This is a genomic window from Georgfuchsia toluolica, from assembly GCF_907163265.1.
Lineage (GTDB): Bacteria > Pseudomonadota > Gammaproteobacteria > Burkholderiales > Rhodocyclaceae > Georgfuchsia > Georgfuchsia toluolica.
Map to the genome: position 1 here is coordinate 1,046,374 of NZ_CAJQUM010000001.1, position 22,999 is coordinate 1,069,372.

25 protein-coding genes are annotated in these 22,999 nt (G+C 58.9%); 19 read left to right on the forward strand and 6 right to left on the reverse strand.

The annotated features are described in order from the left end of the window. Window positions 1-9: 9 nt before the first annotated feature. The 4 genes from K5E80_RS04925 to K5E80_RS04940 all read left to right on the forward strand — a co-directional run bounded on the left by K5E80_RS04925 (window position 10) and on the right by K5E80_RS04940 (window position 4,391). The gene (locus K5E80_RS04925) at window positions 10-804 is read left to right on the forward strand and encodes a CbbQ/NirQ/NorQ/GpvN family protein (protein ID WP_220635110.1); all 795 of its coding nucleotides are present in this window, start codon (window positions 10-12) and stop codon (window positions 802-804) included. Between the two features lie 4 nt (window positions 805-808). After that, entirely contained in the window at window positions 809-1,210 is a 402-nt protein-coding gene (locus tag K5E80_RS04930; protein WP_220635111.1) for a hypothetical protein, read from the forward strand. Between the two features lie 113 nt (window positions 1,211-1,323). After that, window positions 1,324-2,373, forward strand: a complete 1,050-nt coding sequence (locus K5E80_RS04935; protein ID WP_246590872.1) for a 4Fe-4S binding protein — start codon at window positions 1,324-1,326, stop codon at window positions 2,371-2,373. A gap of 185 nt (window positions 2,374-2,558) precedes the next feature. Next, window positions 2,559-4,391 (forward strand): nitric oxide reductase activation protein NorD, encoded by a 1,833-nt coding sequence (locus K5E80_RS04940; protein WP_220635112.1) that lies wholly within the window; start codon window positions 2,559-2,561, stop codon window positions 4,389-4,391. 159 nt (window positions 4,392-4,550) lie between these two features. Here the strand turns inward: K5E80_RS04940 and K5E80_RS04945 are convergent, their stop codons facing one another. Next, window positions 4,551-5,243 (reverse strand): Crp/Fnr family transcriptional regulator, encoded by a 693-nt coding sequence (locus K5E80_RS04945; RefSeq protein WP_220635113.1) that lies wholly within the window; start codon window positions 5,241-5,243, stop codon window positions 4,551-4,553. Between the two features lie 209 nt (window positions 5,244-5,452). On the opposite strand from K5E80_RS04945, the gene K5E80_RS04950 reads away from it, so the two are divergent. The 3 genes from K5E80_RS04950 (at window position 5,453) to K5E80_RS04965 (ending at window position 6,986) form a co-directional block, all read left to right on the forward strand. Continuing rightward, window positions 5,453-5,857, forward strand: coding sequence for a GFA family protein (locus K5E80_RS04950; RefSeq protein ID WP_220635114.1), 405 nt, complete (start codon window positions 5,453-5,455; stop codon window positions 5,855-5,857). Between the two features lie 153 nt (window positions 5,858-6,010). Beyond that, the gene (locus K5E80_RS04960) at window positions 6,011-6,454 is read left to right on the forward strand and encodes a hypothetical protein (RefSeq protein ID WP_246590873.1); all 444 of its coding nucleotides are present in this window, start codon (window positions 6,011-6,013) and stop codon (window positions 6,452-6,454) included. A gap of 307 nt (window positions 6,455-6,761) precedes the next feature. After that, window positions 6,762-6,986, forward strand: coding sequence for a TOBE domain-containing protein (locus tag K5E80_RS04965; protein WP_220635117.1), 225 nt, complete (start codon window positions 6,762-6,764; stop codon window positions 6,984-6,986). Window positions 6,987-7,019: 33 nt separating this feature from the next. Here K5E80_RS04965 and K5E80_RS04970 read toward each other — a convergent pair whose 3' ends face one another. Both K5E80_RS04970 and K5E80_RS04975 read right to left on the reverse strand, forming a co-directional pair. Further along, entirely contained in the window at window positions 7,020-7,406 is a 387-nt protein-coding gene (locus tag K5E80_RS04970) for a carboxymuconolactone decarboxylase family protein (RefSeq protein ID WP_220635118.1), read from the reverse strand. A gap of 13 nt (window positions 7,407-7,419) precedes the next feature. Further along, window positions 7,420-7,767 (reverse strand): ArsR/SmtB family transcription factor, encoded by a 348-nt coding sequence (locus tag K5E80_RS04975; RefSeq protein WP_220635119.1) that lies wholly within the window; start codon window positions 7,765-7,767, stop codon window positions 7,420-7,422. Window positions 7,768-7,884: 117 nt separating this feature from the next. Between K5E80_RS04975 and K5E80_RS04980 the strand changes: the two genes are divergently transcribed. From K5E80_RS04980 to K5E80_RS05035, 12 genes are all read left to right on the forward strand, one after another. Continuing rightward, window positions 7,885-8,922, forward strand: coding sequence for an efflux RND transporter periplasmic adaptor subunit (locus tag K5E80_RS04980; protein ID WP_220635120.1), 1,038 nt, complete (start codon window positions 7,885-7,887; stop codon window positions 8,920-8,922). 174 nt (window positions 8,923-9,096) lie between these two features. Then, a complete protein-coding gene (locus tag K5E80_RS04985; RefSeq protein WP_220635121.1) occupies window positions 9,097-12,300 on the forward strand; it encodes an efflux RND transporter permease subunit in 3,204 nt (1,067 codons plus the stop codon). 175 nt (window positions 12,301-12,475) lie between these two features. Further along, entirely contained in the window at window positions 12,476-12,685 is a 210-nt protein-coding gene (locus tag K5E80_RS04990) for a YgaP family membrane protein (RefSeq protein ID WP_220635122.1), read from the forward strand. A 170-nt stretch (window positions 12,686-12,855) separates the two neighbouring features. Then, on the forward strand, window positions 12,856-13,491 hold the full coding sequence (locus K5E80_RS04995; protein WP_220635123.1) for an SAM-dependent methyltransferase: 636 nt from the start codon (window positions 12,856-12,858) through the stop codon (window positions 13,489-13,491). A gap of 371 nt (window positions 13,492-13,862) precedes the next feature. Continuing rightward, complete coding sequence (locus K5E80_RS05000) at window positions 13,863-14,705, forward strand: PAS domain S-box protein (protein WP_220635124.1); 843 nt, start codon at window positions 13,863-13,865, stop codon at window positions 14,703-14,705. 10 nt (window positions 14,706-14,715) lie between these two features. Continuing rightward, a complete protein-coding gene (locus tag K5E80_RS05005; RefSeq protein ID WP_220635125.1) occupies window positions 14,716-15,078 on the forward strand; it encodes an STAS domain-containing protein in 363 nt (120 codons plus the stop codon). Window positions 15,079-15,087: 9 nt separating this feature from the next. Further along, window positions 15,088-15,495, forward strand: a complete 408-nt coding sequence (locus tag K5E80_RS05010) for an anti-sigma regulatory factor (RefSeq protein WP_220635126.1) — start codon at window positions 15,088-15,090, stop codon at window positions 15,493-15,495. Continuing rightward, window positions 15,483-16,517, forward strand: a complete 1,035-nt coding sequence (locus tag K5E80_RS05015; RefSeq protein ID WP_220635127.1) for an ATP-binding SpoIIE family protein phosphatase — start codon at window positions 15,483-15,485, stop codon at window positions 16,515-16,517. Before K5E80_RS05010 ends, K5E80_RS05015 begins: the two co-directional genes overlap by 13 nt. Continuing rightward, window positions 16,514-18,784: a hybrid sensor histidine kinase/response regulator gene (locus tag K5E80_RS05020; protein WP_220635128.1), complete on the forward strand. Its 2,271-nt coding sequence runs from the start codon at window positions 16,514-16,516 to the stop codon at window positions 18,782-18,784. Before K5E80_RS05015 ends, K5E80_RS05020 begins: the two co-directional genes overlap by 4 nt. A 141-nt stretch (window positions 18,785-18,925) precedes the next feature. Next, on the forward strand, window positions 18,926-19,096 hold the full coding sequence (locus tag K5E80_RS05025; RefSeq protein WP_220635129.1) for a hypothetical protein: 171 nt from the start codon (window positions 18,926-18,928) through the stop codon (window positions 19,094-19,096). Beyond that, entirely contained in the window at window positions 19,093-19,707 is a 615-nt protein-coding gene (locus tag K5E80_RS16920; protein ID WP_220635130.1) for a response regulator transcription factor, read from the forward strand. The genes K5E80_RS05025 and K5E80_RS16920 overlap by 4 nt, the downstream gene beginning before the upstream one ends. Window positions 19,708-19,964: 257 nt before the next feature. Continuing rightward, window positions 19,965-20,384, forward strand: coding sequence for a hypothetical protein (locus K5E80_RS05035; protein ID WP_220635131.1), 420 nt, complete (start codon window positions 19,965-19,967; stop codon window positions 20,382-20,384). Window positions 20,385-20,960: 576 nt separating this feature from the next. Here K5E80_RS05035 and moaE read toward each other — a convergent pair. From moaE to K5E80_RS05050, 3 genes are read right to left on the reverse strand one after another with little or no spacing between them, the layout of a single operon-like run. Then, on the reverse strand, window positions 20,961-21,407 hold the full coding sequence (moaE, locus tag K5E80_RS05040; RefSeq protein WP_220635132.1) for a molybdopterin synthase catalytic subunit MoaE: 447 nt from the start codon (window positions 21,405-21,407) through the stop codon (window positions 20,961-20,963). 4 nt (window positions 21,408-21,411) lie between these two features. Then, a complete protein-coding gene (gene moaD, locus K5E80_RS05045; protein ID WP_220635133.1) occupies window positions 21,412-21,660 on the reverse strand; it encodes a molybdopterin converting factor subunit 1 in 249 nt (82 codons plus the stop codon). 1 nt (window position 21,661) lies between these two features. Beyond that, window positions 21,662-22,882 (reverse strand): molybdopterin molybdotransferase MoeA, encoded by a 1,221-nt coding sequence (locus tag K5E80_RS05050; protein ID WP_220635134.1) that lies wholly within the window; start codon window positions 22,880-22,882, stop codon window positions 21,662-21,664. Window positions 22,883-22,999 lie beyond the last annotated feature (117 nt).

Consider the following 22,999-nt stretch of genomic DNA (forward strand, 5'->3'; position numbering starts at 1 on the left):
ATTATCGCCATGGACATGCGAACGACTAATTTGCCTTACTATCAGGCCGCCGGACAGGAGATTGCTCTGTTCGAGCATGCCTGGTGCAAGCGCCTGCCGGTGCTGATCAAAGGGCCGACCGGCGTCGGCAAGACGCGCTTCGTCGCCTACATGGCGGCACGTCTGGGCTTGCCGCTGTTTACCGTCGCCTGCCATGACGACCTGACTGCGGCCGATCTGGTCGGCCGCCACCTGATCCAGGACGGACAGACCGTGTGGAGCGACGGCCCGCTGACCCGCGCTGTGCGCGAAGGCGGCATCTGCTATCTGGACGAAGTGGTCGAGGCGCGCAAGGACACCACGGTAGTGATTCACCCGCTCGCCGATCATCGTCGCACGCTGCCCATTGACCGCACCGGCGAGCTGCTGCATGCGCCGGACAGTTTTATGCTGGTGGTATCCTACAATCCCGGCTACCAGAATTTCCTCAAGGGCCTGAAGCCCTCCACCCGGCAACGCTTCGTCTCCCTGCGTTTCGACTTCCCCGATGCAGAACGGGAAGAAGCCATCCTCATTGGCGAAACCGGCTGCGACCCGATGCTGGCCAGGCGTCTGGTCGCGCTCGGCAACAGCATGCGCAGCCTGAATAACGTCGATCTTGAAGAAGCGGCCAGCACCCGCCTGCTGGTGTATGCCGCGATTCTCATTGGCGACGGCATGGACCCGATCGAAGCTTGCCGTGCAGCGTTGGCGGAAAGCCTCACCGACGATGTCGAAGTTTCCGCCGCATTGCTGGAGCTGGTAACCGCCACCTTTGGTGGATAAAGCGATGAACGAGAGCGCGCCAGCGCCGGGGCAAGCACTCGCGGTAAATGCGGAGTTGCTGTATCTGGTGAATCTGATGCTCGCTCCGGGCCTGGCCTTTTTGCTGCTGGCATGGCTGTGGCTCAAGCACCGGCGGACGGCGCCCGCATTGGCGCGCCAGCATCTCGACCAGACCTTCGTCGTCAGTCTTTGTGGTGGTGCGTTGCTGATCGTCGCCTGCGGCGTGATCCTTGCGCTCGGTGGCCTCGACTGGTCATGGACCTGGGTTATCGTCCTGCTGTATTTCCTCCTCGTGCATTCGACATTGATCATGTTCGGTTTGATCGGACTATCGCACGCAATGGCGGGAAAAGTGTGGCCGTTCCCCCTGCTTGGCCGTGCCGCCCGCTGGATAGAGGTCAAATAATCCAAGCATGGTCCGGCCAATAACCAAGTTAAACAGTAGGAAATTATCCTAGATCAAGGAATGCACCGACTTGGTCCAGTTATGATGGACCAAATCATCAGCGGAGCCAACAAATGGATATGCGTCGAACGGATGCGCCGCGCATCATATCGATTGTGCCGATAGCCGCCATGCCGGCGTCTGCGCGTGCTGTCACGAGTGCCAAGCACACGCAGCGACAGCGGTTGTTATGGCAGGGCGGATTTTTCATTCTGTTCGTTCTGGCGCCGCTGTTCGACATCTTCCGCTTCGACCTCACGGCCGGCCATGCCTGGCTGCTCGGCATGCCGTGGCGACTGGGCATCGATGACTTCATGGCCGGACGCATCGGCAGTATCGAGGTCAGCCTCAACATCCTGCTGCGCCTGTTCCTGCCCTTGCTGACTGGCGCAATTCTGTTCCTGCTGGTTGCGTGGCGCTGGGGCCGGCTCTATTGCGGCTGGCTCTGCCCGCATTTCTCCGCCGTCGAAACCATCAACCGGCTGATGCGCCGCGCCAGCGGGCGCCAAAGCATCTGGGACCGGCAACCGATCCCGCCCCGCAACCCGGATGGTTCACCCAGTCCCGTCAACCCTGTCTGGTGGCTGCCGACCATTCTGTTCGCGATCAGCTTTGCCGCGCTCTGGGCCATTGTCCTGCTCACCTATCTGCTGCCGCCGCTGGAGGTGTACAGCAACTTGTTCCATCTTGCGCCGACGCGCAATCAGGTCATTTTCCTTGGCGCCGCAACAACGGTACTGACGCTGGAATTTCTTTTCGCGCGCCATCTGTTTTGCCGCTTTGGCTGCGCCGTCGGCCTGTTCCAGAGCCTGGCCTGGATGAGCAATCGCGGCGCCATGGTGGTGGGCTACAAACGCGCACAGGCGGCGGACTGCGTGGCCTGTTACGAGTCAGGTGGTCCGGGTTATGCGGCATGCGAGGGTGTGTGCCCGATGCGCCTGAAGCCACGTACCGCGAAGCACAAGATGTTCGCGTGCACGCAATGCGCGCAGTGCATCGATGCCTGCGCCACGGTGCAGCAACGACACCGCGGCGACCACCATCAATCCCTGTTGCACTGGGTAGAAAACGAAGAGGCGCAGCGCAACGAAGCGCAGGTGACGTTAACCGGGAGCCGGGATTAGTAGCGTGCATTTAAATTATCACTTGCGTCTGCAAAGGCCCTCGTCATCCCGCGGGGATTCCCTTCGGTCATTCCCGCGGAAGCGGGAATCCAGCGGCGTTCGGACAAAGGCACTGGGTCCCCGCCGGCGCGGAGGCGACGGCATTTTGTTCGTCAGTTGCAGAATTTAGGAAGCATCACACCAAAATGGAAGAGTGGGTCGGCTCCGCCTGGAACAAGCTGATCACCCGCGTCGCGATACGGGAATATCCCTCCGCCGCGGTAACCTTGCCGCAAATGGAAAAGATCTTGGGCATTGTCTTTCGCGGGCTCGGCGGCGATCCCGGCTTGCGCGTGCAGCAAGCCACAGCGGAACGGCACGGTGCGCGCCGTTCCTGGCTGGCGCGCATGGCAGGCAGCGCGGACAAAACGCATTTCGCAGGCATCGATGGCGCCAGCCTGAATCTGCCGGAACGGATCGCGCTGTTTCCCAATGCTGAATTGAATCGCGACCTTTACCTGTGGCTTGCCGCGCTCGCCGCGCACGATGTGCCTGATGGTGAATGGATCGTGCGCAACCAGCGCGCCACGGTCGTCGCGCTGGCCCGCTTTCCAGGACTGGAAAGCCGCTATCGCCGGCTGGTTACCGCCTGCATCAGCCAAAGGATCGATCCCGATGGCATGCCGGCGGATGAAGCCGGACAGGAACGCGCGATCAGAGCCGCATTGAACGAGCCCGGCACCGTATCGCAACTGCCGCCTTTGCAGCGACGCAAGGCAAAAGCGCTGCAACCGGTACCACTCTGGCTTTACCCTTTACCCGGAACAACCGGAGCGCCGCGCAAACTGCAACACCAGGACAGCGAAGGCAGCACTGTTGCGGCGGAATCGCACAAGCGATTCAAGGCAGAACGCGTGGACATGCCGCAGGACAAGAATGGCATGCTGATGATATTTCGCGCGGAAAGCCTGCTGTCATGGGCCGAGTACATCAAGGTCAACCGTTCCCTCGACGACGACCCCGATCCCGATGCGGCACGCGCCGCTGAGAACCTGGACCAGTTGAGCGTCGCCCAGGACAACGACCGGGTAGCCTCAAGGGTGCGCTTCGATCTCGATCTGCCCGCTGTGGCGGAAGATGATATGCCTCTGGGGCCGGGAATCCTGTTGCCCGAATGGGATCACAGGAGCCGTCAACTCAAGCGCGATTATTGCAAGCTGCAAACGATGCAGGCGCGGCATGCCCCGGCCATGCCGCTGCCCGCGTATCTGCGCCAGCAGGCGACGCGCTTGCGCAATCAGTTCGCCTGTCTGGCGCCGGCCAGGCGCTGGCTCAAGGGCCAAGCCGATGGCATCGAACCGGATATCGACGCCTGGGTCAGACGGCAAGCCGATCGCCAGGCCGGCGTCACCGACAACAGCGACCGGCTGTATCTGACGCAGGTACAGCAGGAGCGCGACCTCGCTTGCCTCGTGCTTGCCGATCTTTCCCTGTCCACCGACGCCTGGGTCTCGAACGAGCAGAAGGTGATTGACGTGATCCGCGACAGCCTGCTGCTGTTTGCCGAAGCACTCAGCAGCACCGGTGACCGCTTTGCGCTGTGCGGATTTTCTTCTTTGAAACGCGGCCATGTGCGCTATCAGGAACTCAAGTCCTTCGCGCAGTCGTATGACGACCGCGCACGCGGGATGGTGCAGGCGATCCGTCCCGGCTACTACACCCGACTCGGCGCGGCAATCCGCCACAGCACAGATCTGCTCCAACGCGAACCCTGCCGGCAGAAATTGCTTCTCATTCTTTCAGACGGCAAGCCGCACGACATCGACCTCTACGAAGGCCGCTATGGCATCGAGGACAGCCGGATGAGCCTGAATGAAGCGCGGCATCAGGGCATCCGCCCGTTTTGCGTCACCATCGACCGCGAGGGCGCCAGCTATCTGCCACACCTGTTCGGCGCCCAGGGTTACACCTTGCTGCGCCGGCCCGAAGAACTCAGCCTGCGCCTGCCGCTGCTCTATGCGCAACTAACACGCAACTGATCAACATAAAACCTTTTGAACCACGGCGACGTGGCGAAAACACAAGGCAGGATAGTTAGGAGGGTTTCGCACATTTGGGAAAATGCCGTCTATTGGTAAATAAGCATTGATTTCCCGCCGTGACCGCCGTGTCGCCGTGGTGAACTGTTTTTTCAGGGATCAGATCTCGAATTCGCGCAGCCGGCGCAGATCGGGAATGCAAACGGTGCGGCCCTGCACTTCGATCAGTCCGGCGCGGGTGAGATCGTTCAGGATGCGGGAAAAGGTTTCCGGCGTGAGATTGAGGCGCGAAGCGACCACCTGCTTGGAGGCCGGCAGGGCAATATCCGCCGTCAGCGCTTCGTCCTCCGCACAGTGCTGCAACAGATAGCCGAGCACGCGCTGCGTGCTGGAGCGCATCGTGTAGGACTCGACATCCTTGATCAGCGAGTGCAGCCGTAGCGACAGTCCCGCCAGCATGCCCCGCGCAAACGAGGGATCGGAGCTCAGCAGATATTCGACATCACTGCGCTTCACATGCAGCAGCAGCGAATCAGACAGGGCCACCGCCGTCACCGGGTAGGAACGATCTAAAAACATCATCGCCTCGCCGAAACTCTGCCGTTGTCCGATGATCTCGACCACTTTCTCATTGCCCTGCGCGGAGCCGATCGTCAGCTTGATCTGGCCGAAGATCACCACGTAGAAGCCGTCGCTTGGATCGCCCTTGTGGAACAGGGTATCGCCCTTTTCCAAGCGCAACTCGCTCGTGCCGTCGGCAATCCGTTGCAACTGCACGGCTTTGAGCGCCTGAAACAAGGGCAGGTGGGAAAGAATCTTGTGCGTGTTGTCCGCGTTTGCTGGCTGGTTCAAAAAAATCCCCTGACTTCAATTGAGACAATGTACCGGCTTCTCCCGGACTGTGGTCGGGCAAGAATACCGTATTCAAGTCGCGAAAAAGGCGATTTGACAAAAAAGGAATTTAACTGTGCTATCTTGGCAGTCATGCGACATGGGTACGGTCCAGAAAGCCGATCTGGCTGGCAGTCATTTCAACTGGCCACATCATTGGAGTTTGAAAAATGAAAGGTAGTTGCCTGTGTGGAACTGTTACTTATGAGATTGATCCACCATTCAAGGTGTTTCAGTATTGCCATTGTTCCAGGTGCAGAAAGTTCACTGGCAGCGCTCATGCAGCGAATCTTTTTGTCCCGCCATCGCAGTTCAGGTGGCTTGGAGGTCAAAATCAAGCTGGGCGATATGAGTTGCCGGAAACCAAATATTTCGCAACCTGCTTTTGCAAAAACTGCGGCTCTTCGCTGCCTTGGGAAGTAAAAGGCGGCAAGAATGTCGTCGTCCCTGCCGGCACTCTGGATGGGGATCCCGGCATTCAACCCCAGCAAAATATTTTCTGGGGCTCAAGAGCTATCTGGTTTGTGGAAACTTGCGATCTTCCCAAACACTATGAATTTCCGGAAAGAAAATGACGGCTTCCCTACCCATCAACACTGACGCCCGTCGCTGAGATCAGTGGGTGCCAGTCATGCCAGGTTTAAAGTTTTGCCCAACACTTGCCTGTAACTATCAATTCTGCTGGCAGCGATTTCCCCCAGTTTCACAGACCGCGGAGGGATACCTCGATGATTCGCCGCCTCATTCTTCTAACAACAATACTTTGTTCGCCCGCCAGCTTCGCCGCCGAGCCGGCGGATACGCCGCCATCCGGCACGGCAAGCACCTCGGCGGGCGGGCAAGCCGAACTTTACTTGTTCAATGACAGCGGCTGGACCCTGATTCCAGGCGATCAGATCGTGACCGATAACGGCATCGAGATTGCCCGGCTGCCGAGACAAACATATGTCAAGCTGTCCCTCAAGTCAGGCTTGCATAGTTTGAAGCCGGAGCCGCCGCTTTGGAAGCAGGAGGTTCGGTTCACGGCCGAAGCCGGGCAGCACTATTTTGTGGTTGTCGCCTACAAGCCGGAACGCTCATGGCTGATGCCGCTGACGGAGGCTCCGCTTGTATTGCGTCAAATCAGCGAAGAACAGGCCGCGCAGCTGCAGAGAGAGCTGAAGGCCAAATGAGCTGAGCCAGCCGGGCCGAAGAACCCCTTCCCCTTCGACACGCTCACTGCACGAGCTGCTCAGCACGAACGGAAAAACCGGTATCAGCCTGCCCCCTGAGAACTCGTCGAAAGCGTTAAAGGGGCACCTTTTAGCTTTTAAACCCACACGGCTCTAGCCTTCAGCTTCTTCGCTTCAGGCTCATGCCTCATTGGAAAAGGCTCCAACTGGACAATGGTGCTGAGTAGGAATAATCTGATTTATTACTGCGTATTTTTCCGCAGCAAAGATTCTTCAGTGACATCCTTCATTACTTTCGGAGGCAAGCATGAAAATCAGCGCCAGAAATGTGCTCAAAGGTACCGTCAAGTCGATTACGCTTGGGGGAGTTGAAGCAGAAGTTGTTATTGAGCTTCCCGGCGGTAGCGAAATCGTCTCGGTCATTACCAAGCACTCCGCGGATTCTCTGGAATTAGTTGTGGGTAGAACCGTCTATGCAGTAATCAAAGCCTCCGATGTAATGATCGGTGAGCCGCACAGCCAAAAACCTTAATGTCCATCAATTAAAGGTCCAGTTTCAGCGGTTTCAGGGCGCCGCCGAGAACTCGTCGAAAGCGGCCAGCGCATTGGCCGAATACATCAACGACGGCCCGCCGCCCATGTAGACCGCCATGCCGAGCGCCTCTTCCAACTCGGCCTTGGTCGCACCGAGCCTGACCAGTGCCTGCACATGAAATCCGATGCAGGCATCGCAATGCGCCGCCACGCCAAGCGCAAGGGCAATGAATTCCTTGGTCTTCTTGTCGAGCACGCCGTCACGCGTGGCCGCGGCGGCGAGTTCGGAAAATCCTTTCATCACATCGGGCACATCCTTGCGCAGGGTACCGAGGTTTTTCGAGATGGAACGCGTCAGATCGCGGTAATTCACCGGAAACTGTTCCGTGTCGCCATGAATGAATTCGACTGCTTTCATTGCTGCTCCTTGATCAAACGCGTTTCGCGGCCCGGCGAAATGCCGCCTGCCGATTGCTTTGTGCCGACAGCCGCTTGGCGATCTGGCCGCACACCAGGTCGCAAAGCGAATAGATGTCGGGGTCGGTGATGTGGTAATAAACGCTGGTACCCTGGCCGCGCCGTTCGACGAAGCCGTTCTTGGCCAGCAGCGACAGATGTTTCGACACATTGGCAGCAGTCGACCCTGCCTGTTCCGCCAGTTCGCTCACCGTCATCTCGCCACCGCGCAAGGCATTGAGCAACTGCAGCCGAGTCGGTTCGGCCATCGACTTGAAGTACTCCGCCACTTGTTCCAGCGCGACCCTGTCGAGTCCCTTCATGGTTTACTCCCGCAGCAAAACTTATTTGCTTAATTAACTAATTGGTTGTATAGTAAGCCATGTAAATCATTTTGTCACGCACTTTTTTACGCGCACAACGAAACACGAGGGTGAGTCATGCGAGGAACTGTATTAGCAGGCCGGTTGGTAGTGGTGCTGGCGCTGATGTTCACAGCGGGCGTTCGGGCGCAATCGCTGGCTACGGAAACCGTGCAAGCAGGCGCCGGCGCCAACACCTACAGCGCCGAGGGCGTGGTCGAGGCAGTGCGCAGCAGCGTCATCGGCGCCGAACTCGCGGGCCGCGTCACCGCCCTGCTGGTCAAGGCCGGCGACCGGGTGCACGCCGGACAGGTACTGGCCCGCATTGACGAACGCATCGCCAACCAGCAGGCACTGGCAAGCCAGTCGCAGGTCGCCGCGGCGCAGGCGCAACTGTCCGCGGCACAGGCCGACTTCGAACGCCGGCAAAAGCTTTATGAACAGAAGTTCCTCAGCAAGGCCGCGCTTGACCGTGCCGAGTCCGACTACAAGAGCGCCGCCGCGCAAGCCAAGGCGCAAATCGCACAGGCCACCGCAGCCGGCGTACAGACCGGCCTGCATATCTTGACCGCCCCCTACAATGGCGTGGTGGCGGAGACCCAGATCGAACTCGGCGACATGGTGATGCCGGGCAAACCGCTGCTGACGGTCTACGACCCAAGCGTGATGCGCGTCACCGTCAACCTGCCGCAAAGCCAGTTGGCGAATTTGAAAAGCGCAGCCGCCACAGTGGAGATTCCCGGCGCAAAAAATCCCACGCTGAGCATCGCAGCGGGTAATGTCATTGCACTGCCCACTGCCGATCCGGTGAGCCATATGGTGCAGGTACGCATCGCCCTGCCTGCCTCAACGGACAACCCAAGCCCCGGCATGTTCGCACGCGCCTTGCTGCCAACCCAGGGACCTGCTGCAACGAGCCGCATCACGGTACCCGCCAAGGCCGTCATTACGCGCAGCGAACTGACTGCCGTGTATGTGGTGGATGGAACCGGCCATGCCTCGCTGCGCCAGGTGCGTCCCGGCCGTCGCCAGGGCGAGCGCATCGAGATTCTGGCCGGCCTCGAAGCTGGAGAGAAGGTAGCGCTCGATCCGCTCGCTGCCGCAAAACAGCGCTGAGCGATGAAAATGAAAAAGACAATTAGCCACAGAGGACACAAAGATCACAGAGGAAAGACAAAAAGCTGTCACAGGTTTGTACTTTCATTCTTTGATAAAGGCTGTGATCGCCAAACCAACTGGGTTTTCTCTGTGCCCTCTGTGTCCTCTGTGGCTTGCAGTTCAGGTTTTTAAATGGACAACAACAAACCATTAGGCATCTCCGGCCGCATTGCGCGTTATTTTCTTGGCTCGCGACTGACGCCGCTGCTGGCGCTGGTGGCGTTGCTGCTCGGCATTTTTGCCGCGTTGGTCACGCCGCGCGAGGAAGAGCCGCAGATCAACGTCACCATGGCCAATGTGATGATCCCCTTCCCCGGCGCTTCGGCCAAGGACGTGGAGCAAATGGTGGCGACGCCGGCCGAGCAGGTGCTGGCGCAAATCGCGGACGTCAAGCACGTCTACTCCGTCTCGCGGCCCGGCATGGCGATCATCACTGTGGAGTATGACGTCGGCGTGCCACGCACCGAGGCGCTGGTGCGGCTGCATGACGTAATCCAATCGAACAAGGACTGGCTGCCAGCGGGCTTGGGAGTCGGCGAGCCCATTGTCAAACCGAAAGGTATCGACGATGTGCCCATCGTTTCGCTCACGCTGTATTCGAAACAACCGGATACGGGAGCTTTCGAACTGGAACGAGTGGCCCACAGCATCGAGGCCGAACTCAAGCACGTCAAAGGCACGCGCGAAGTGGCGACACTCGGCGGCCCCGGCCGCGCCATCAATATCGCGCTTGATTCTGCGCGCATGCGTGCTGCCGGCATTGCCGTGACTGACCTGCAGCGCGCCTTGCGTTCGGCGAATTCCGGCCGTTCGCTGGGCGATGTGGTCAGCAATAACGCCGCCGTCGAAATCGGCGCCGGGCCTTTCCTCACCGATGCCCGCGCCGTATCCGAACTGATTGTCGGCGTACATGACGGCCGACCGGTTTTCCTGAGCGAAGTGGCGGCTGTCCGCGACGGCCCGCCGGCGCCGGAACGCTTTGTCTGGCACACCATTACGGGCAAGGACGGCGGCGAATACCCTGCCGTCACCATGACGGTCACCAAGAAGCCGGGGCAGAACGCCGTTGATGTCGCCGATGCCGTGGTCGCCAGGCTTGATATGCTGAAGAATTCCGTCATCCCGGCCGACGTGCAGGTAGACGTCACGCGCAACTACGGCGTCACTGCCAACGAAAAAGCCACCAAGCTGATCCAGAAACTGATCTTCGCCACGACCGCCGTCGTGGTACTGGTCTTTCTCGCCCTCGGCCGCCGCGAAGCGGCGATCGTCGGCGCCGCCGTAATCCTTACCCTGACCACAACCCTCTTCGCCTCCTGGGCCTGGGGTTTCACGCTGAATCGCGTCTCCCTGTTTGCGCTGATCTTCTCCATCGGCATTCTGGTCGATGATGCCATCGTCGTGGTGGAGAACATCCACCGCCACATGAAGCTGCATCACGGCCAATCGCTTAGGGAGATCATTCCCGCCGCGGTCGATGAAGTCGGCGGCCCGACCATTCTCGCCACCTTCACCGTCATTGCCGCGCTGCTGCCGATGGCCTTTGTCAGCGGGCTGATGGGGCCCTACATGGCACCGATTCCGATCAACGCCAGCATGGGCATGATGATCTCGCTCGCCGTGGCTTTCATCGTCACGCCCTGGCTGTCGAGCCTGTGGCTGAAGCCGGCCGGTCATGCCACGGAGCATGACGATGCCATTGCTGCCAAGGCTGCGCCCTGGTTTCGCAGAGTTTTTTCGCCCTTCCTCGACAACAACAAGGGAAAACGCAACCGCCGCCTGCTCGGTCTCGGCGTACTCGGCCTGATCGTCATTTCGCTGGCGTTGCCGGTATTCCAGCTCGTGGTGTTGAAGATGCTGCCGCTCGACAACAAGTCGGAATTCCAGGTGGTGATCGACATGCCCGCCGGCACGCCGCCGGAGCGCACCGCCAGCCTGCTGCATGCGCTCGGCGCGGAAATCGGCAGAATGCCGGAAACGCTGAGCTACGAGGCTTATGTCGGCCTCGCCGCACCGATCACCTTCAATGGCCTGGTGCGCCAGTATTACCTCAGGAGCGGCGGCGATATCGGTGATATTCAAGTGAATCTCGTCGACAAGCATCACCGCGACGACAAGAGCCATGTGATCGCAGCGCGCATCCGCCCTGCCCTGCAGAAAATCGCCGCGCCTTTTGGCGCACGCATCAAGGTGGTCGAAGTGCCGCCCGGCCCGCCGGTGCTGGCGCCCATCGTCGCCGAAGTGTATGGCCCCGGCGACGCCACGCGTCTCTCGGTGGCCAAGGCCGTGCGCAAGATATTCGATACCACGCCGGGCATCGTCGACAGCGACGACAGCAGCATCGTCGCCGCGCCGAAGCGCGAACTCGTCATCGACCGGCGCAAGGCCGCGCTGCTTGGCATCGCCCAGGCCGACATTGTGAATACCTTGTACGCAGGGCTGAGCGGCGAAGGCGCGACCTACCTGCACAACGCTAGCAAGTACCCCGCCGCCGCACTGTTGCGCCTGCCTGTTGACGCACGCGGCGATCTCGACGAACTGCTCAAGCTCACTGTGCATAGCGGCAGCGGCAAGCTGGTGCCGATACAGGAGCTGGTCAGCATCGAAAACACGATGCGCGAGCAACCGCTGTATCACAAGGATCTGCTGCCCGTGACCTACGTGACGGGCGATTTCGTCGGCAGCGCCGACAGCCCGCTCTATGGCCTTTTCGCCATGCGCCCGTCCATCCGCAATATCCAGGTGCCCGGTGGCGGCACGCTGGGCGAATATTTCATCAACCAGCCCGCCGATCCACAGCGCGAGTTCGCCATCAAATGGGACGGCGAATGGCAGATCACCTACGAGACTTTCCGCGACATGGGCGCTGCCTATGCGGTTGGGATGATCCTGATCTACCTGCTGGTCGTGGCGCAGTTCGGCTCCTACCTCACCCCGCTCGTGATCATGGCGCCGATCCCGCTCACCATCATCGGCGTCATGCCCGGCCACGCCCTGCTCGGCGCACAGTTCACCGCCACTTCGATGATCGGCATGATCGCCATGGCCGGCATCATCGTGCGCAATTCGATTCTGCTCGTCGACTTTATCAACCTGCAGGTTGAAGCCGGCACGCCGTTCAAGGAGGCCGTCATCAACTCGGCGATCACCCGCGCCCAGCCGATTCTACTCACCGCCTTTTCGGCTATGCTTGGCGCACTGTTCATCCTCGACGACCCGATTTTCAACGGGCTCGCCGTGTCGCTGATCTTCGGCATCCTGGTTTCAACGCTGTTGACGCTGTTGGTAATTCCGCTGCTGTATTACATTGCGTATCGCAGGAAGTTCACGCATTAACGCTAATACAAGGATTAGCCATACCTCTAATGATGAAAATACGCAAAGGCAAATTGAACACCCCCCACCCCCGCCCCCATCCCCGCCCCAGGGCGGGGCTACTCATTAGCTCGCTGCGCTCGACTTAAACAATCGCTTCTTTCTACGTTCTTTTACACTAAAGGAGAAAATCATCATGACATCCTGGCAACTCACGCGCGTTATCGCCGGCACATTCGTCCTGCTCTCGCTCGCTTTCGGCGTTCCGGAAAGTCCGCTGTTCATGAGCAAATACTGGCTCTGGTTCACCGCCTTCGTCGGCGCCAATCTGTTGCAAAGCGGCCTCACGCGCTGGTGCATGATGGAGAAAATCATGCAGAAGCTCGGCGCGAAACCGGGGAATTGATAAATCTAGAAAAAGTAGTTAGCCACAAAGGACACAGAGTGCACAGAGGAAAAACAGAAGGTTGTTGCCATTGCCTCACTTACCCAACTGTTGAGCGTGGGGAGATTGGGTTTGAAGGCTTTTCTCTGTGATCTCTGCGACCTCTGTGGCTTGCTTTTGCCGTTTTTAAGATGAATCAGGAAGAAACGTGGAGCTCCCGCTACCGCGAGGCGGGAGAAGGCTATCTCTTCGGCACCGAACCCAATCGCTTTCTCCGCCATCGCGGCGGGCTGCTGCAATCGGGACGGAACGCGCTCTCGATTGCGGACGGCGAGGGGCGTAATTCCGTGTGGCTGGCCGAACAGGGGCTGCATGTCACCGCCGTCGAAGTTTCGGCCATCGCCGTGGAAAAGGCGAAGAAACTGGCGCTGGGCAGGCATGTCGACGTGCGCTTTCTCATTGCCGACGTACTGCATGCCGATTGGCCGCCTGCCGAACTCGTCAATGCATTCGACTGGGTAGTAGGGATTTTCATCCAGTTCGCCACACCGGCTGAACGCAGGCATCAGTTTTCTGCGATGAAACGGGCAACGCGTCCCGGCGGCCGCATTCTGTTGCAGGGCTATACGCCAAAGCAGCTTGAATACGGCACCGGCGGCCCTTCCGCGATTGAAAACCTCTATACCGTTGACTTGCTACGAACCGCCTTCTCCGATTGGTTCATCGAAGAACTCGTCGAATATGAAGACGACCTCGAAGAAGGGATTGCTCACAAAGGATGCTCGGCGCTGATAGGACTGGTCGCGCGCAAACCAGTCGAAAAATAAGCCTATCCGCAATCCGTTATTGATATCCTTTTCGCATGATGCGGCGCAAAGGATAATGAAGCAGCAGATTGGGCGTTAGCTTAGCTGTATGTCTCAGTTGTGCTGCGGATTCAACTTTCCTGGAAGCGGTCGTTCAACGACCAGGCTTACCTGCTGCTTTGAAGCACAGGAGCATCTCAGTCACTGTACCTGCATCGTCGTTCGCACTGGCCGGTAACGTCAATAGTAATCTTGAGGTTAATATTCAATTGCGAGCTGGGGAAAGGGATGTCAACTCTCAGATATACTGAAAGCTGTATGCGGAGTCTGAAAATACGTTCTGGCGGATGTGACAGCAGGTCTATTTCAACGAACATTCAAGGGAGAATCCAATGGCAAAGCAAACGAATTCAGACTCGAACAACCCGACCCCCGTGCTTGGCACCGACGAGAGTTTTCGCCTGTTCGTGGATAGCGTTACTGACTACGCCATTGTCATGATCGATACTGCGGGACGCGTTAACAGCTGGAACCGCGGTGCTGAACGCATAAAGGGCTTTCGCGCTGAGGAAATCCTGGGCAAGGACTTCGCCTGCTTCTATCCCGTCGATGTCGTACAGCGCGGTGTGCCTCAGCAGGAGTTAAGAATGGCAGCCAAGGAGGGACGCTTCGAGGACGAAGGCTGGCGCGTGCGAAAGGACGGAACCAAATTCTGGGCCAGCATTGTCATCACCGCCTTGCGCGACAAGGACGGCACGCTGCGCGGCTATGGAAAAGTGACGCGCGATCTGACGGAACGCAAAGCGACTGAAGAACAGCTGCGCGCGCAGTCGCGGGAAATCATGGAACTATCGACCCCCGTGATGCAGGTCTGGCAAGGGGTAGTCGTCGCTCCCTTGATCGGCTCGCTGGACAGTCAGCGCACGCAGCAGTTCATGGAGCGACTCCTGGCGCGCATCGTGGAGACCAATTCGTCCATGGCTCTGGTTGATATCATGGGCGTGCCGACCATCGACACGCAAACGGCACAGCACCTGATCGAGACCATCAGTGCCGTGCGTCTGCTGGGAGCGCAAGTGGTCCTGACCGGAGTGCGGCCGGCTATCGCCCAAACCCTCGTCCATCTGGGTATCGACCTGTCCAGCATTACCACACGCTCCTCCCTGGCGGCTGGACTGCGAGTCGCCCTGGACAAGCTGAATCTGCAAATCGTTGCCGCGAACGGCAGTCGCTAAGGGCGCGGACATGACGATCGAAAACATTTCCGTCATCAAGCTGCGCGATCTCCTGCTGGTCACGGTGCCGCCGGACCCGGACGACCAGACCATCTCGGCGCTCCAGGAGAAGGTGCTGGAAGCCATGGCACGGCATGAATGCAGGGGCTTGGTGCTGGACATTTCCACCGTACAGACCCTGGACTCGTTCTTTGCGCGGACCATCGCCGAAACCGTGGATATGGTGGGCTTGATGGGCGGTCGCGCGGTACTGGCCGGGATGCGCGCCAACGTGGCCATCACGGCAACCCAGCTGGGGCTGACGATGGGCGAGGCCCTGACTGCTCTGGACGTGGACCGGGCTTTTGAACTGCTGGGCGCTACGTTGCCCTAGGACGCGCAAATGGGGCATACGAACCAGGGAGATTTGCGGATCGCGTCTGAAGGCGACATCGTGATGGCGCGCAGGCTGGTTCGCAGCGCAGCCACCGACTTGGGTTTCGGTATTACCGATGTAACGCGCATCGTCACCGCTGCATCAGAACTAAGCCGGAACATTTACCATTATGCCGGCACCGGCGTAATGCGCTGGTGGTCGCTGAGCGAGGGCGACCGGGTCGGCCTCGAACTGAGCTTCGAAGATGAGGGGCCAGGCATCCCCGATGTCGAGAAGGCATTGGAAGCGGGCTTCAGCACGGCCAAGGGACTCGGCTTGGGATTGCCCGGCGCCAGGAGATTGATGGACGATATAGACATTCAGTCCCGTGTGGGCGAGGGAACCACGATCCGGGTTCGAAAATGGCTTCAGTAGTAGCGGAGATGTCGCCACCGCAAACGGTGGATATTCGCTACGAGAGCAGCGTAGGAGAGGCGCGCCGGGCAGCACAAACGCTCGCTGCTGCCCTGGGCTTCGTGCCGCAAGCCTGCGACGATATCGCGCTGGCGATGACGGAACTGGCCACCAATCTCATCAAACATGCTGGAGGCGGGAGCCTCACCCTGACGCCGCTGGCCGAGAACGGCCGCGTTGGCCTGGAGATTCGGTCGCGAGATACGGGCCGGGGCATTGCCAACGTGGAGCTGGCTCTTGGTGACCGGTTTTCCACCGCGGAGGGCAGCCGCGGCACAGGTTTGGGAGCTATCAATCGCCTAATGGACGAGCTCGATATTGACTCCCAGCACGGCGGTGGCACGGATATCGTATGCCGCAAATGGCGCCGCGAATACCAGCCCAGCGTGAGGCCTTGCCCCTTGGGCTTTGGCGTGGCAACGCGGCCGCGCACCTTTGGTCAAGCCAACGGCGACGCCTTCGTCGTCCATCAGTGGGCCGAAAGCGCACTGGTGGGTGTCATTGACGGTCTTGGCCACGGACAGTTTGCTCACCGCGCCGCCCAGACTGCCTATCAGTATGTGGAGACTCATTTCGATCTGCCGCTTGACCAAATCTTTCGTGGCACGGGCCGTGCCTGTCGCGCTACCCGTGGCGTGGTGATGGCCCTGGCGCGTTTCGACTGGGGCCATGGCCGGCTGACATTTGCTGCAGTGGGCAACATCCTGATGCGGGTGTTCCCTCGTTCCGAGCCGTTTCATTTCGTCGTCCGGCGCGGCGTCATCGGGCTTAATGCGCCCAAAGCCGTGGTGACGGAACATTCCTGGTGCCCCGATCAAGTGCTCGTACTGCACTCCGACGGCATCTCCGCGCACTGGGGCTGGCAGGATTTCCCAGGCTGGGCAAACAAACCAGCCGAAGCCATGGCTCGGGAACTGCTGCAGGCCAAGGCAAAGGCGGAGGACGACGCCACAGTAATTGTGGTCAGAAATGCGATCCCATGAATAGCTCGAACTTTCCGGAGCAGCTGGCCAAGGCCCAGGCGACCATACAGGCACTTCAAGACGAACTGACGGCGACCAACCGAGGGCTGGTTGCGCTAAGTATGGAATTGGATGATCGCGTCCAGCAGCGGACGGCCGAGTTAGCCGAGACCAACAAGGCGTTGCGTATCGAAGTTCTTATACGCCGACGGGCCGAGGAAGAGCGACAGAGGCAGGTAGAGCGGTCTGCGCTGCTGGCAGAAGTCACAAGCCAGTTGCTTGCCAGCGATGAGCCGCAGAAGATCGTCGAGTCGCTCTGCCAGAAGGTTATGGAACATCTCGATTGCCAGGTATTCTTTAATTTCCTTGTAGACGAACAGCAGCACCGGCTACACCTTAATGCCTGCGCCGGCATACCGGATGAGACAGCACGCGAGATCGCCTGGCTTGACTATGGCGTCGCGGTATGCGGCTGCGTGGCACAAGACGGCCGTCGGATGGTAGCGGTGGATATTCAGACCACACCAGATTCCCGGACCGACCTGGTTCGATCTTTGGGCATCCACGCTTACGCTTGCTACCCGCTCCTGAACCGGGGGCAGGTCATTGGAACGCTCTCATTCGGGTCGCGGACTAGAGCGGGCTTTGCCGAAGACGAACTGGTGCTGATGAATTTGGTGGCCGACCACGTCGCGATAGCGATGCAGCGCATCCGCTCGCTGGAGTCCGAGCGGCTGCACGCTGAAACCGCCGAAGCTGCAAATGCCGCCAAGTCCGTCTTTCTCGCCAACATGAGCCATGAGATTCGCACGCCACTGCATGTCATCATCGGCCTCGGCCACCTGCTGCGCCGTGACCTTACCGATCCCGTACAACAAAGGCGACTGGATAATCTCTGCGCCACTTCCGATCATTTGCTGTCCATCATCAACGACGTCCTCGATCTGTCCAAGATCGAGGCCCAGCGGCTCACAATTGACCACAGCGACTTCAGCCTCGGCACAATGGTCAACAAGGTAGTGCGCATTATCGAAGGACGGGTGCAGGAGAAGGGATTGGCGCTGACCGTGGAGGTCGCGCCACAATTGCGCGACATGCTACTGCATGGCGATCCAATACGCTTGGCCAAGGTGCTTATCAATCTGTGCGCCAACGCCGTCAAGTTCACCGACACGGGTGCGGTTAACCTGTGCATCGGCTGCCTGGCGGAGAATGCTGATAACGTCACCCTGCGTTTTACCGTCGAGGACAGCGGCATCGGGATTGCGCCGGAGGATCAGCTACGACTTTTTCAGCCGTTTACCCAGATCGACAGCTCATTCACGCGCGAATACGGCGGTACGGGACTGGGCTTGACCATCAGCCAGCACATGGTGTCGCTAATGGGTGGCACGATCCGGTGTGATAGCCAGCTGGGAATGGGCAGCACCTTCAGCTTCGAGTTGGTCCTGCCGCGCTCCACAACGAGCCTAACCGAAGAAACGCCGGCGGAATCGATAACCGACTTCAGGGGTCTTCGAGTGCTGTTCGCCGAGGACAATCCGCTAAGCCAGGAAATCATCCTGGAGATGCTCGAAGACCTTGCCTGTGAGGCAGATGTGGCGATGGACGGCGCCGATGCGGTCGAGTGCGCGCGGACGCATAGCTACGATATCATCCTGATGGACATGCAGATGCCCAAGATGGGCGGGTTGGAGGCCACGCGCGCCATTCGCGCACTGCCAGGGTACCGGGATACTCCCATCATCGCCATGACAGCCAACGTCTTCGCCGAGGATCGCAAGCGCTGCCTCGATGCCGGCATGAACGGCCACCTCAGCAAGCCGTTGTCGCCGGCCACGCTTGCCGCCGCACTCGGCCAATGGATGCCGGGACCGGCCGCACCGGGAGTGACCACACCGAGCGATGCTACGTCGATCGGCGACAGCGAATTGCAACGCGCCTTGACAGCGATTCCAGGGCTCGATGCGCAGCAGGTATTGTCAGTATTAAAGCCGGCCACCTATAGTGGGCTACTGAATCGCTTCGTGAAGCTTCACAGTCAGGACATCAGCCGGATATGCGAACTGCTGAAGAGCGGCGAGTACCAAGCTGCACATGAGGTTGCTCACAGCTTCACAGGGGTTACCGGAATGCTTGGTGCCCGGCGTATCTCCGATCTGGCGGGCGCCGTCGCGCAGGGACTGCTCGATGGCGCGGATGAATCCCGCATCACGCTCCTTGCGGCAATATGCGAGGCTGAGTTTACCAGCCTGGCGAATGCGGTCAGAACACTGCCGATACCATGAGCAGAATCGTCCATGGCAAAGTCGGGCAGGACTTTTTTGAGAATCAAGCTACCGGAAGCGCTGTTAGCAGCCTGTTTCAGCATGGCTATGTATTCGACATCGTTGCATTACGTCAATGGATTCACAACCAGGAGACCTGTCTTGGCCGCATATCGCCCATTTGATTTATTGACGACAAGGTCCGTTACCCGGCGCGGACAGCGCGCCCTGATCGACGAAACCCGCGGGGTCGTGAGGGCCACGCAAGCCGGCATTGTTCCCGAGACGGGCTCCGGCGCAACATTTCACGTTGCCTTGGTGTTCGCCACATGACCGGCAAGAAGACGGTCTTTGTGGTCGACGACGATCCCGTCGCGCGGGATTTTCTGGGGTTCCTCCTCGAAGCGGAGAATTTTGCAGTCGAGACCTTCGATAGTGCGGAGACGTTTCTGGCGGTGTGCCGGTCGACCCCACGCAGTTGTGTGATCGTCGATTACCGAATGCCCGGAATGGATGGCCTGCAGTTGCAGGGCGAACTATCGCGACGCGGCATATTGCTGCCGCTCATCTTTTTGACCAGCCAAGGCGACATTCCGCTTTGCAAACGCGCAATGTTGGCGGGCGCAGTCAACTTTCTGACCAAGACTACCCCTGCTGAAGATATTCTGGGGAGCGTTCGGGAAGCGCTGCGCGAAAGCGACAGGATGTGCGAGCAATCCAATCTGATTCAGATGGCCACGGCGCGTCTCAGCGATCTGACCAAGCGCGAACGGCAGGTTATGGCTCTGGCGATAAAAGCATTGACCAGCAAGGAAATCGCGCGCCACTTGAATATCAGCTATCGCACCGTAGAGATTCACCGGTCGCGGATTATGGAGAAAACCGGCGCAGTTAACTTATTCGATCTTTCCCGCATCGTGAAAGCCAGCGGTTTCAATTCTTGACGCAGTTCCGTAGCGCCACGCGCCTGATGCTGCTGTAACCAACCTGACCTCAATTGGTTGGAACCCTCTTTCCGAGAGACTTTCCGGCTTATTCCGGCAGTTATTTCGCTCCGGTTTTTCCGAAGGCGCCGCGTTGACTAAAAAGCAAGTCGATACGTGTTCACGCGTATTCATTTGCGCAGCATCTCTGGGTACATTGCCTACCTCGACCAGGCAATATCTTGGACGGCCACCGTATACTTTAGGAAGGAGATGCCATGTCATGGGATACGCTACAAGCGCATGCTCTGAGTATGGGTTTTGAAGTCGCGTTTCGTACCCGGCGCGATCAAGGCGGTGGATTCATGCCTGACCTGACGCCGCCCAAGGGCAGAGGTTGGATATTTGTAGGCAGTTACGAGAATGCCGCCGGCTTCTGGGTCAAACCCTTAACTGACGGCACGCGCAAACTGCACAGTAATTTCATACGCAAGTTGATGTTGGATTGCGACCCATTCATCGGAACTTTCGGGGATGACGATGTGGATTATTTCAATTCCCACGCACGTCTGCTGGTGGCTTTGCAAGGCCTCGATCAATTTACAGGCGATCAACCGGAACATTTGAGAAGTGGCACGATCAGGAATGCCGGCAACCTCTCTACGAACAAATCCGCTGAACTCATGATGACCGCATGAAGATATTTATCGCTGTCCCGATAAATGTCCCCCTGAGATCGAGATTCTTAGACTGCATCTGCTTGAGATATCCACAGGCACTACGATTCAAGACGTAAATACTGTATAGAGCCTCGAAGAACAGTGTCGCGGATAAGCTGAAACGTGTAGTCATGTATTGTTTGGGAGATTTTATTCGCATGCGGAACTGCATGGGATTTGGTGCGCCATTGCCCTTGTCGCCAAATCCTGAGGACGACCAACTGATATGGTCATGGTGAGGAATCCGGGCGTATCCCTTTGATGTCGCATGAAGTTGTAGGTAACAGTCACCTGTATCTGTACGCTACATCAGGCAATGAAGGAAACGCTTAAGGCCGAATGAGCATCGCACCTTTTCCTCGTGAGTGCGTCGCTAATCGTCCGACTGGCGGCTTTCGGGAAACTCCGTCAGTAACCACTTCCGGCCGGACCGCGATCCTGGCATATTAGTCCAAAAGCATTCTGCATCACAGAATAAAAAATCAAGCATACATTACAGATACCCCAAATAACCGGGTCATTGCCATATGGCATATTGTGTTTTGCGCATGCCGCCTACCAACGACTGGCCGCTTCGTCGTCGCTCGCGCGCGCATCGACCCAGCGTCCGCCATCCGGTGTTTCTTCCTTCTTCCAGAATGGCGCCTGCGTCTTCAGATAGTCCATGATGAACTCGCAGGCGGCGAAGGCTTCGCCACGATGCTCCGACGACACGACAACCAGCACAATGCGGTCGCCGGGCAGCAGATGGCCGATGCGATGGATCACGCGCACGCCCAACAGCGACCAGCGTTGCATCGCCGTGGCGACAATCTCCCCGATCGCCTTTTCCGTCATGCCGGGATAATGTTCGAGCGTCATCGCCGCAAGTGATTTGTTTTCGTCCCTGACCAGGCCGACGAAGCTCGCCACTGCGCCCGCGACGCCGACATCGGCGGTCAGCGCGTTGATCTCGCGGCCGGCATCGAAGTCTTCCGCCTGCACTGAAATCGAGACGCTCATCGCCTCATCCTCCAGTGACCGGCGGAAAGAAAGCCACCTCGTCGCCGTCTTTCACGGCGGCATCGAGGCCGGCCATGGTTTGATTCACGGCGGCGCGCAGGTTGCGCGTCGTTTCAAGCGTTTGCCAAGCTCCGCCGCGTTGGGCCAACTGACCGCGCAATGCGGCGATCGTGGCGATCTCAGGTGAGTAAGGCAATGATTCGCCAGAACCAAGGGTCTCGCGCAAGTGGGCAAAAAACAGTATCCGTACCATGTCAGTTCAATAATTCAGAGAAGGGCAAATAGCGTACATCATCTCCGCGCGCGACCGTTTTGTCCGGCGCCAGATCGACCAGGCCATCGGCCCATATCGTCGAGGTCAACACCCCCGAGCCCTGATGCGGATAAAGCTGCACGCGGCTATCGTCACCAATACGTGCACGAACGAATTCGCGTCGTGCATCGGCAGGCTTCCATTCGAAGTCCGCCGCCAGCATGATGCCGCGCGCGTTTTGCGCCAATACTCCCTGGCGTTTGAGCAGGAAGGGACGCGCCAGCACGAGGAAAGTGATGAAACTCGCTACCGGGTTGCCGGGCAGGCCGATGAAGGGCGTTGTTCCGCCGCTGCTGTTGGTTATGTGGCCGAACGCCAGCGGCCTGCCGGGCTTAATGGCGATTTTCCACAAGTTCAGTTCGCCTTCGGCTTGCACGGCCGCCTTGACGTGGTCTTCCTCCCCGACCGAAACGCCGCCAGTCGTCACGATCAAATCCGCACCCGCGGCCGCTCGTCTTAATGTCTCGCGCGTTTGGGCCAACTCGTCGGATACGATGCCAAGATCAAGCAATTCGCAACCCAGGCCCTGAATCAGACCGCGCAGCATGAAGCGGTTGGAGTTGTAGATCGCCCCCGGTCGCTGGGGATCGCCGGGCATTATCAACTCGTCGCCGGTGGAGAATATCGCCACGCGCAAACGACGGAAGACTTCCAGTTCGGCAATGCCCACGGAAGCAGCGAGGCCCAGCGCCTGCGGCGTCAACCTGATTCCGGCAGGCAGTATTTCGCTGCCAACTGCGACATCCTCGCCACGGCGGCGAATGTTGTCGCCGGCATCCGGGATTTCGTTGATGACGACGCGGTCACCTTCGGTCGCACAGCTTTCCTGGATCACCACTGCATCGGCGCCGGCCGGAACCGGCGCGCCGGTAAAAATGCGCGCGGCAGTACCCGCAACCAGCGAGGTACCAACGCTGCCGGCGGCGATGCGCTGTGTGACAGGCAACGCGCAACCTTGCGCCGTCACGTCGGCAACGCGTACGGCATAGCCATCCATCGCGCTGTTGTCATGGGGCGGCACGTCGATCAATGAACGCTGCGTCGTAGCCAACACGCGGCCGCCTGCCTCGAGCGTGGGCAGCTTTTCGATTCCTGCGACCGGCACTGCCGCGGCGAGCAAGCGCGACAAGGCATCTTCAAAACTCAGAGTCTTCGGGTTCATTCTCTTAAAAACATTTTAGCCACAGAGTTCACAGAGACCACAGAGGAAAAACTGTGACGATTTTCTCTGTCCCACGGGGATTTCCTTCGGTCATGTCCTCTGTGAACTCTGTGGCTG

Coding starts and splice junctions, on each gene's coding strand:
- K5E80_RS04985 (WP_220635121.1), top strand. CDS start 9,097: ATGGACAACAACAAACCATTAGGCATCTCCGGCCGCATTGCGCGTTAT.
- K5E80_RS04930 (WP_220635111.1), top strand. CDS start 809: ATGAACGAGAGCGCGCCAGCGCCGGGGCAAGCACTCGCGGTAAATGCG.
- K5E80_RS04960 (WP_246590873.1), top strand. CDS start 6,011: ATGATTCGCCGCCTCATTCTTCTAACAACAATACTTTGTTCGCCCGCC.
- K5E80_RS16920 (WP_220635130.1), top strand. CDS start 19,093: ATGACCGGCAAGAAGACGGTCTTTGTGGTCGACGACGATCCCGTCGCG.
- K5E80_RS04975 (WP_220635119.1), bottom strand. CDS start 7,767: ATGAAGGGACTCGACAGGGTCGCGCTGGAACAAGTGGCGGAGTACTTC.
- K5E80_RS04935 (WP_246590872.1), top strand. CDS start 1,324: ATGGATATGCGTCGAACGGATGCGCCGCGCATCATATCGATTGTGCCG.
- K5E80_RS04990 (WP_220635122.1), top strand. CDS start 12,476: ATGACATCCTGGCAACTCACGCGCGTTATCGCCGGCACATTCGTCCTG.
- K5E80_RS04925 (WP_220635110.1), top strand. CDS start 10: ATGGACATGCGAACGACTAATTTGCCTTACTATCAGGCCGCCGGACAG.
- K5E80_RS05020 (WP_220635128.1), top strand. CDS start 16,514: ATGAATAGCTCGAACTTTCCGGAGCAGCTGGCCAAGGCCCAGGCGACC.
- K5E80_RS05005 (WP_220635125.1), top strand. CDS start 14,716: ATGACGATCGAAAACATTTCCGTCATCAAGCTGCGCGATCTCCTGCTG.
- K5E80_RS05050 (WP_220635134.1), bottom strand. CDS start 22,882: ATGAACCCGAAGACTCTGAGTTTTGAAGATGCCTTGTCGCGCTTGCTC.
- K5E80_RS04995 (WP_220635123.1), top strand. CDS start 12,856: ATGAATCAGGAAGAAACGTGGAGCTCCCGCTACCGCGAGGCGGGAGAA.
- K5E80_RS05015 (WP_220635127.1), top strand. CDS start 15,483: ATGGCTTCAGTAGTAGCGGAGATGTCGCCACCGCAAACGGTGGATATT.
- K5E80_RS04970 (WP_220635118.1), bottom strand. CDS start 7,406: ATGAAAGCAGTCGAATTCATTCATGGCGACACGGAACAGTTTCCGGTG.
- K5E80_RS04980 (WP_220635120.1), top strand. CDS start 7,885: ATGCGAGGAACTGTATTAGCAGGCCGGTTGGTAGTGGTGCTGGCGCTG.
- K5E80_RS05035 (WP_220635131.1), top strand. CDS start 19,965: ATGTCATGGGATACGCTACAAGCGCATGCTCTGAGTATGGGTTTTGAA.
- K5E80_RS04965 (WP_220635117.1), top strand. CDS start 6,762: ATGAAAATCAGCGCCAGAAATGTGCTCAAAGGTACCGTCAAGTCGATT.
- K5E80_RS04940 (WP_220635112.1), top strand. CDS start 2,559: ATGGAAGAGTGGGTCGGCTCCGCCTGGAACAAGCTGATCACCCGCGTC.
- K5E80_RS05010 (WP_220635126.1), top strand. CDS start 15,088: ATGGGGCATACGAACCAGGGAGATTTGCGGATCGCGTCTGAAGGCGAC.
- moaE (WP_220635132.1), bottom strand. CDS start 21,407: ATGAGCGTCTCGATTTCAGTGCAGGCGGAAGACTTCGATGCCGGCCGC.
- K5E80_RS05000 (WP_220635124.1), top strand. CDS start 13,863: ATGGCAAAGCAAACGAATTCAGACTCGAACAACCCGACCCCCGTGCTT.
- K5E80_RS04950 (WP_220635114.1), top strand. CDS start 5,453: ATGAAAGGTAGTTGCCTGTGTGGAACTGTTACTTATGAGATTGATCCA.
- moaD (WP_220635133.1), bottom strand. CDS start 21,660: ATGGTACGGATACTGTTTTTTGCCCACTTGCGCGAGACCCTTGGTTCT.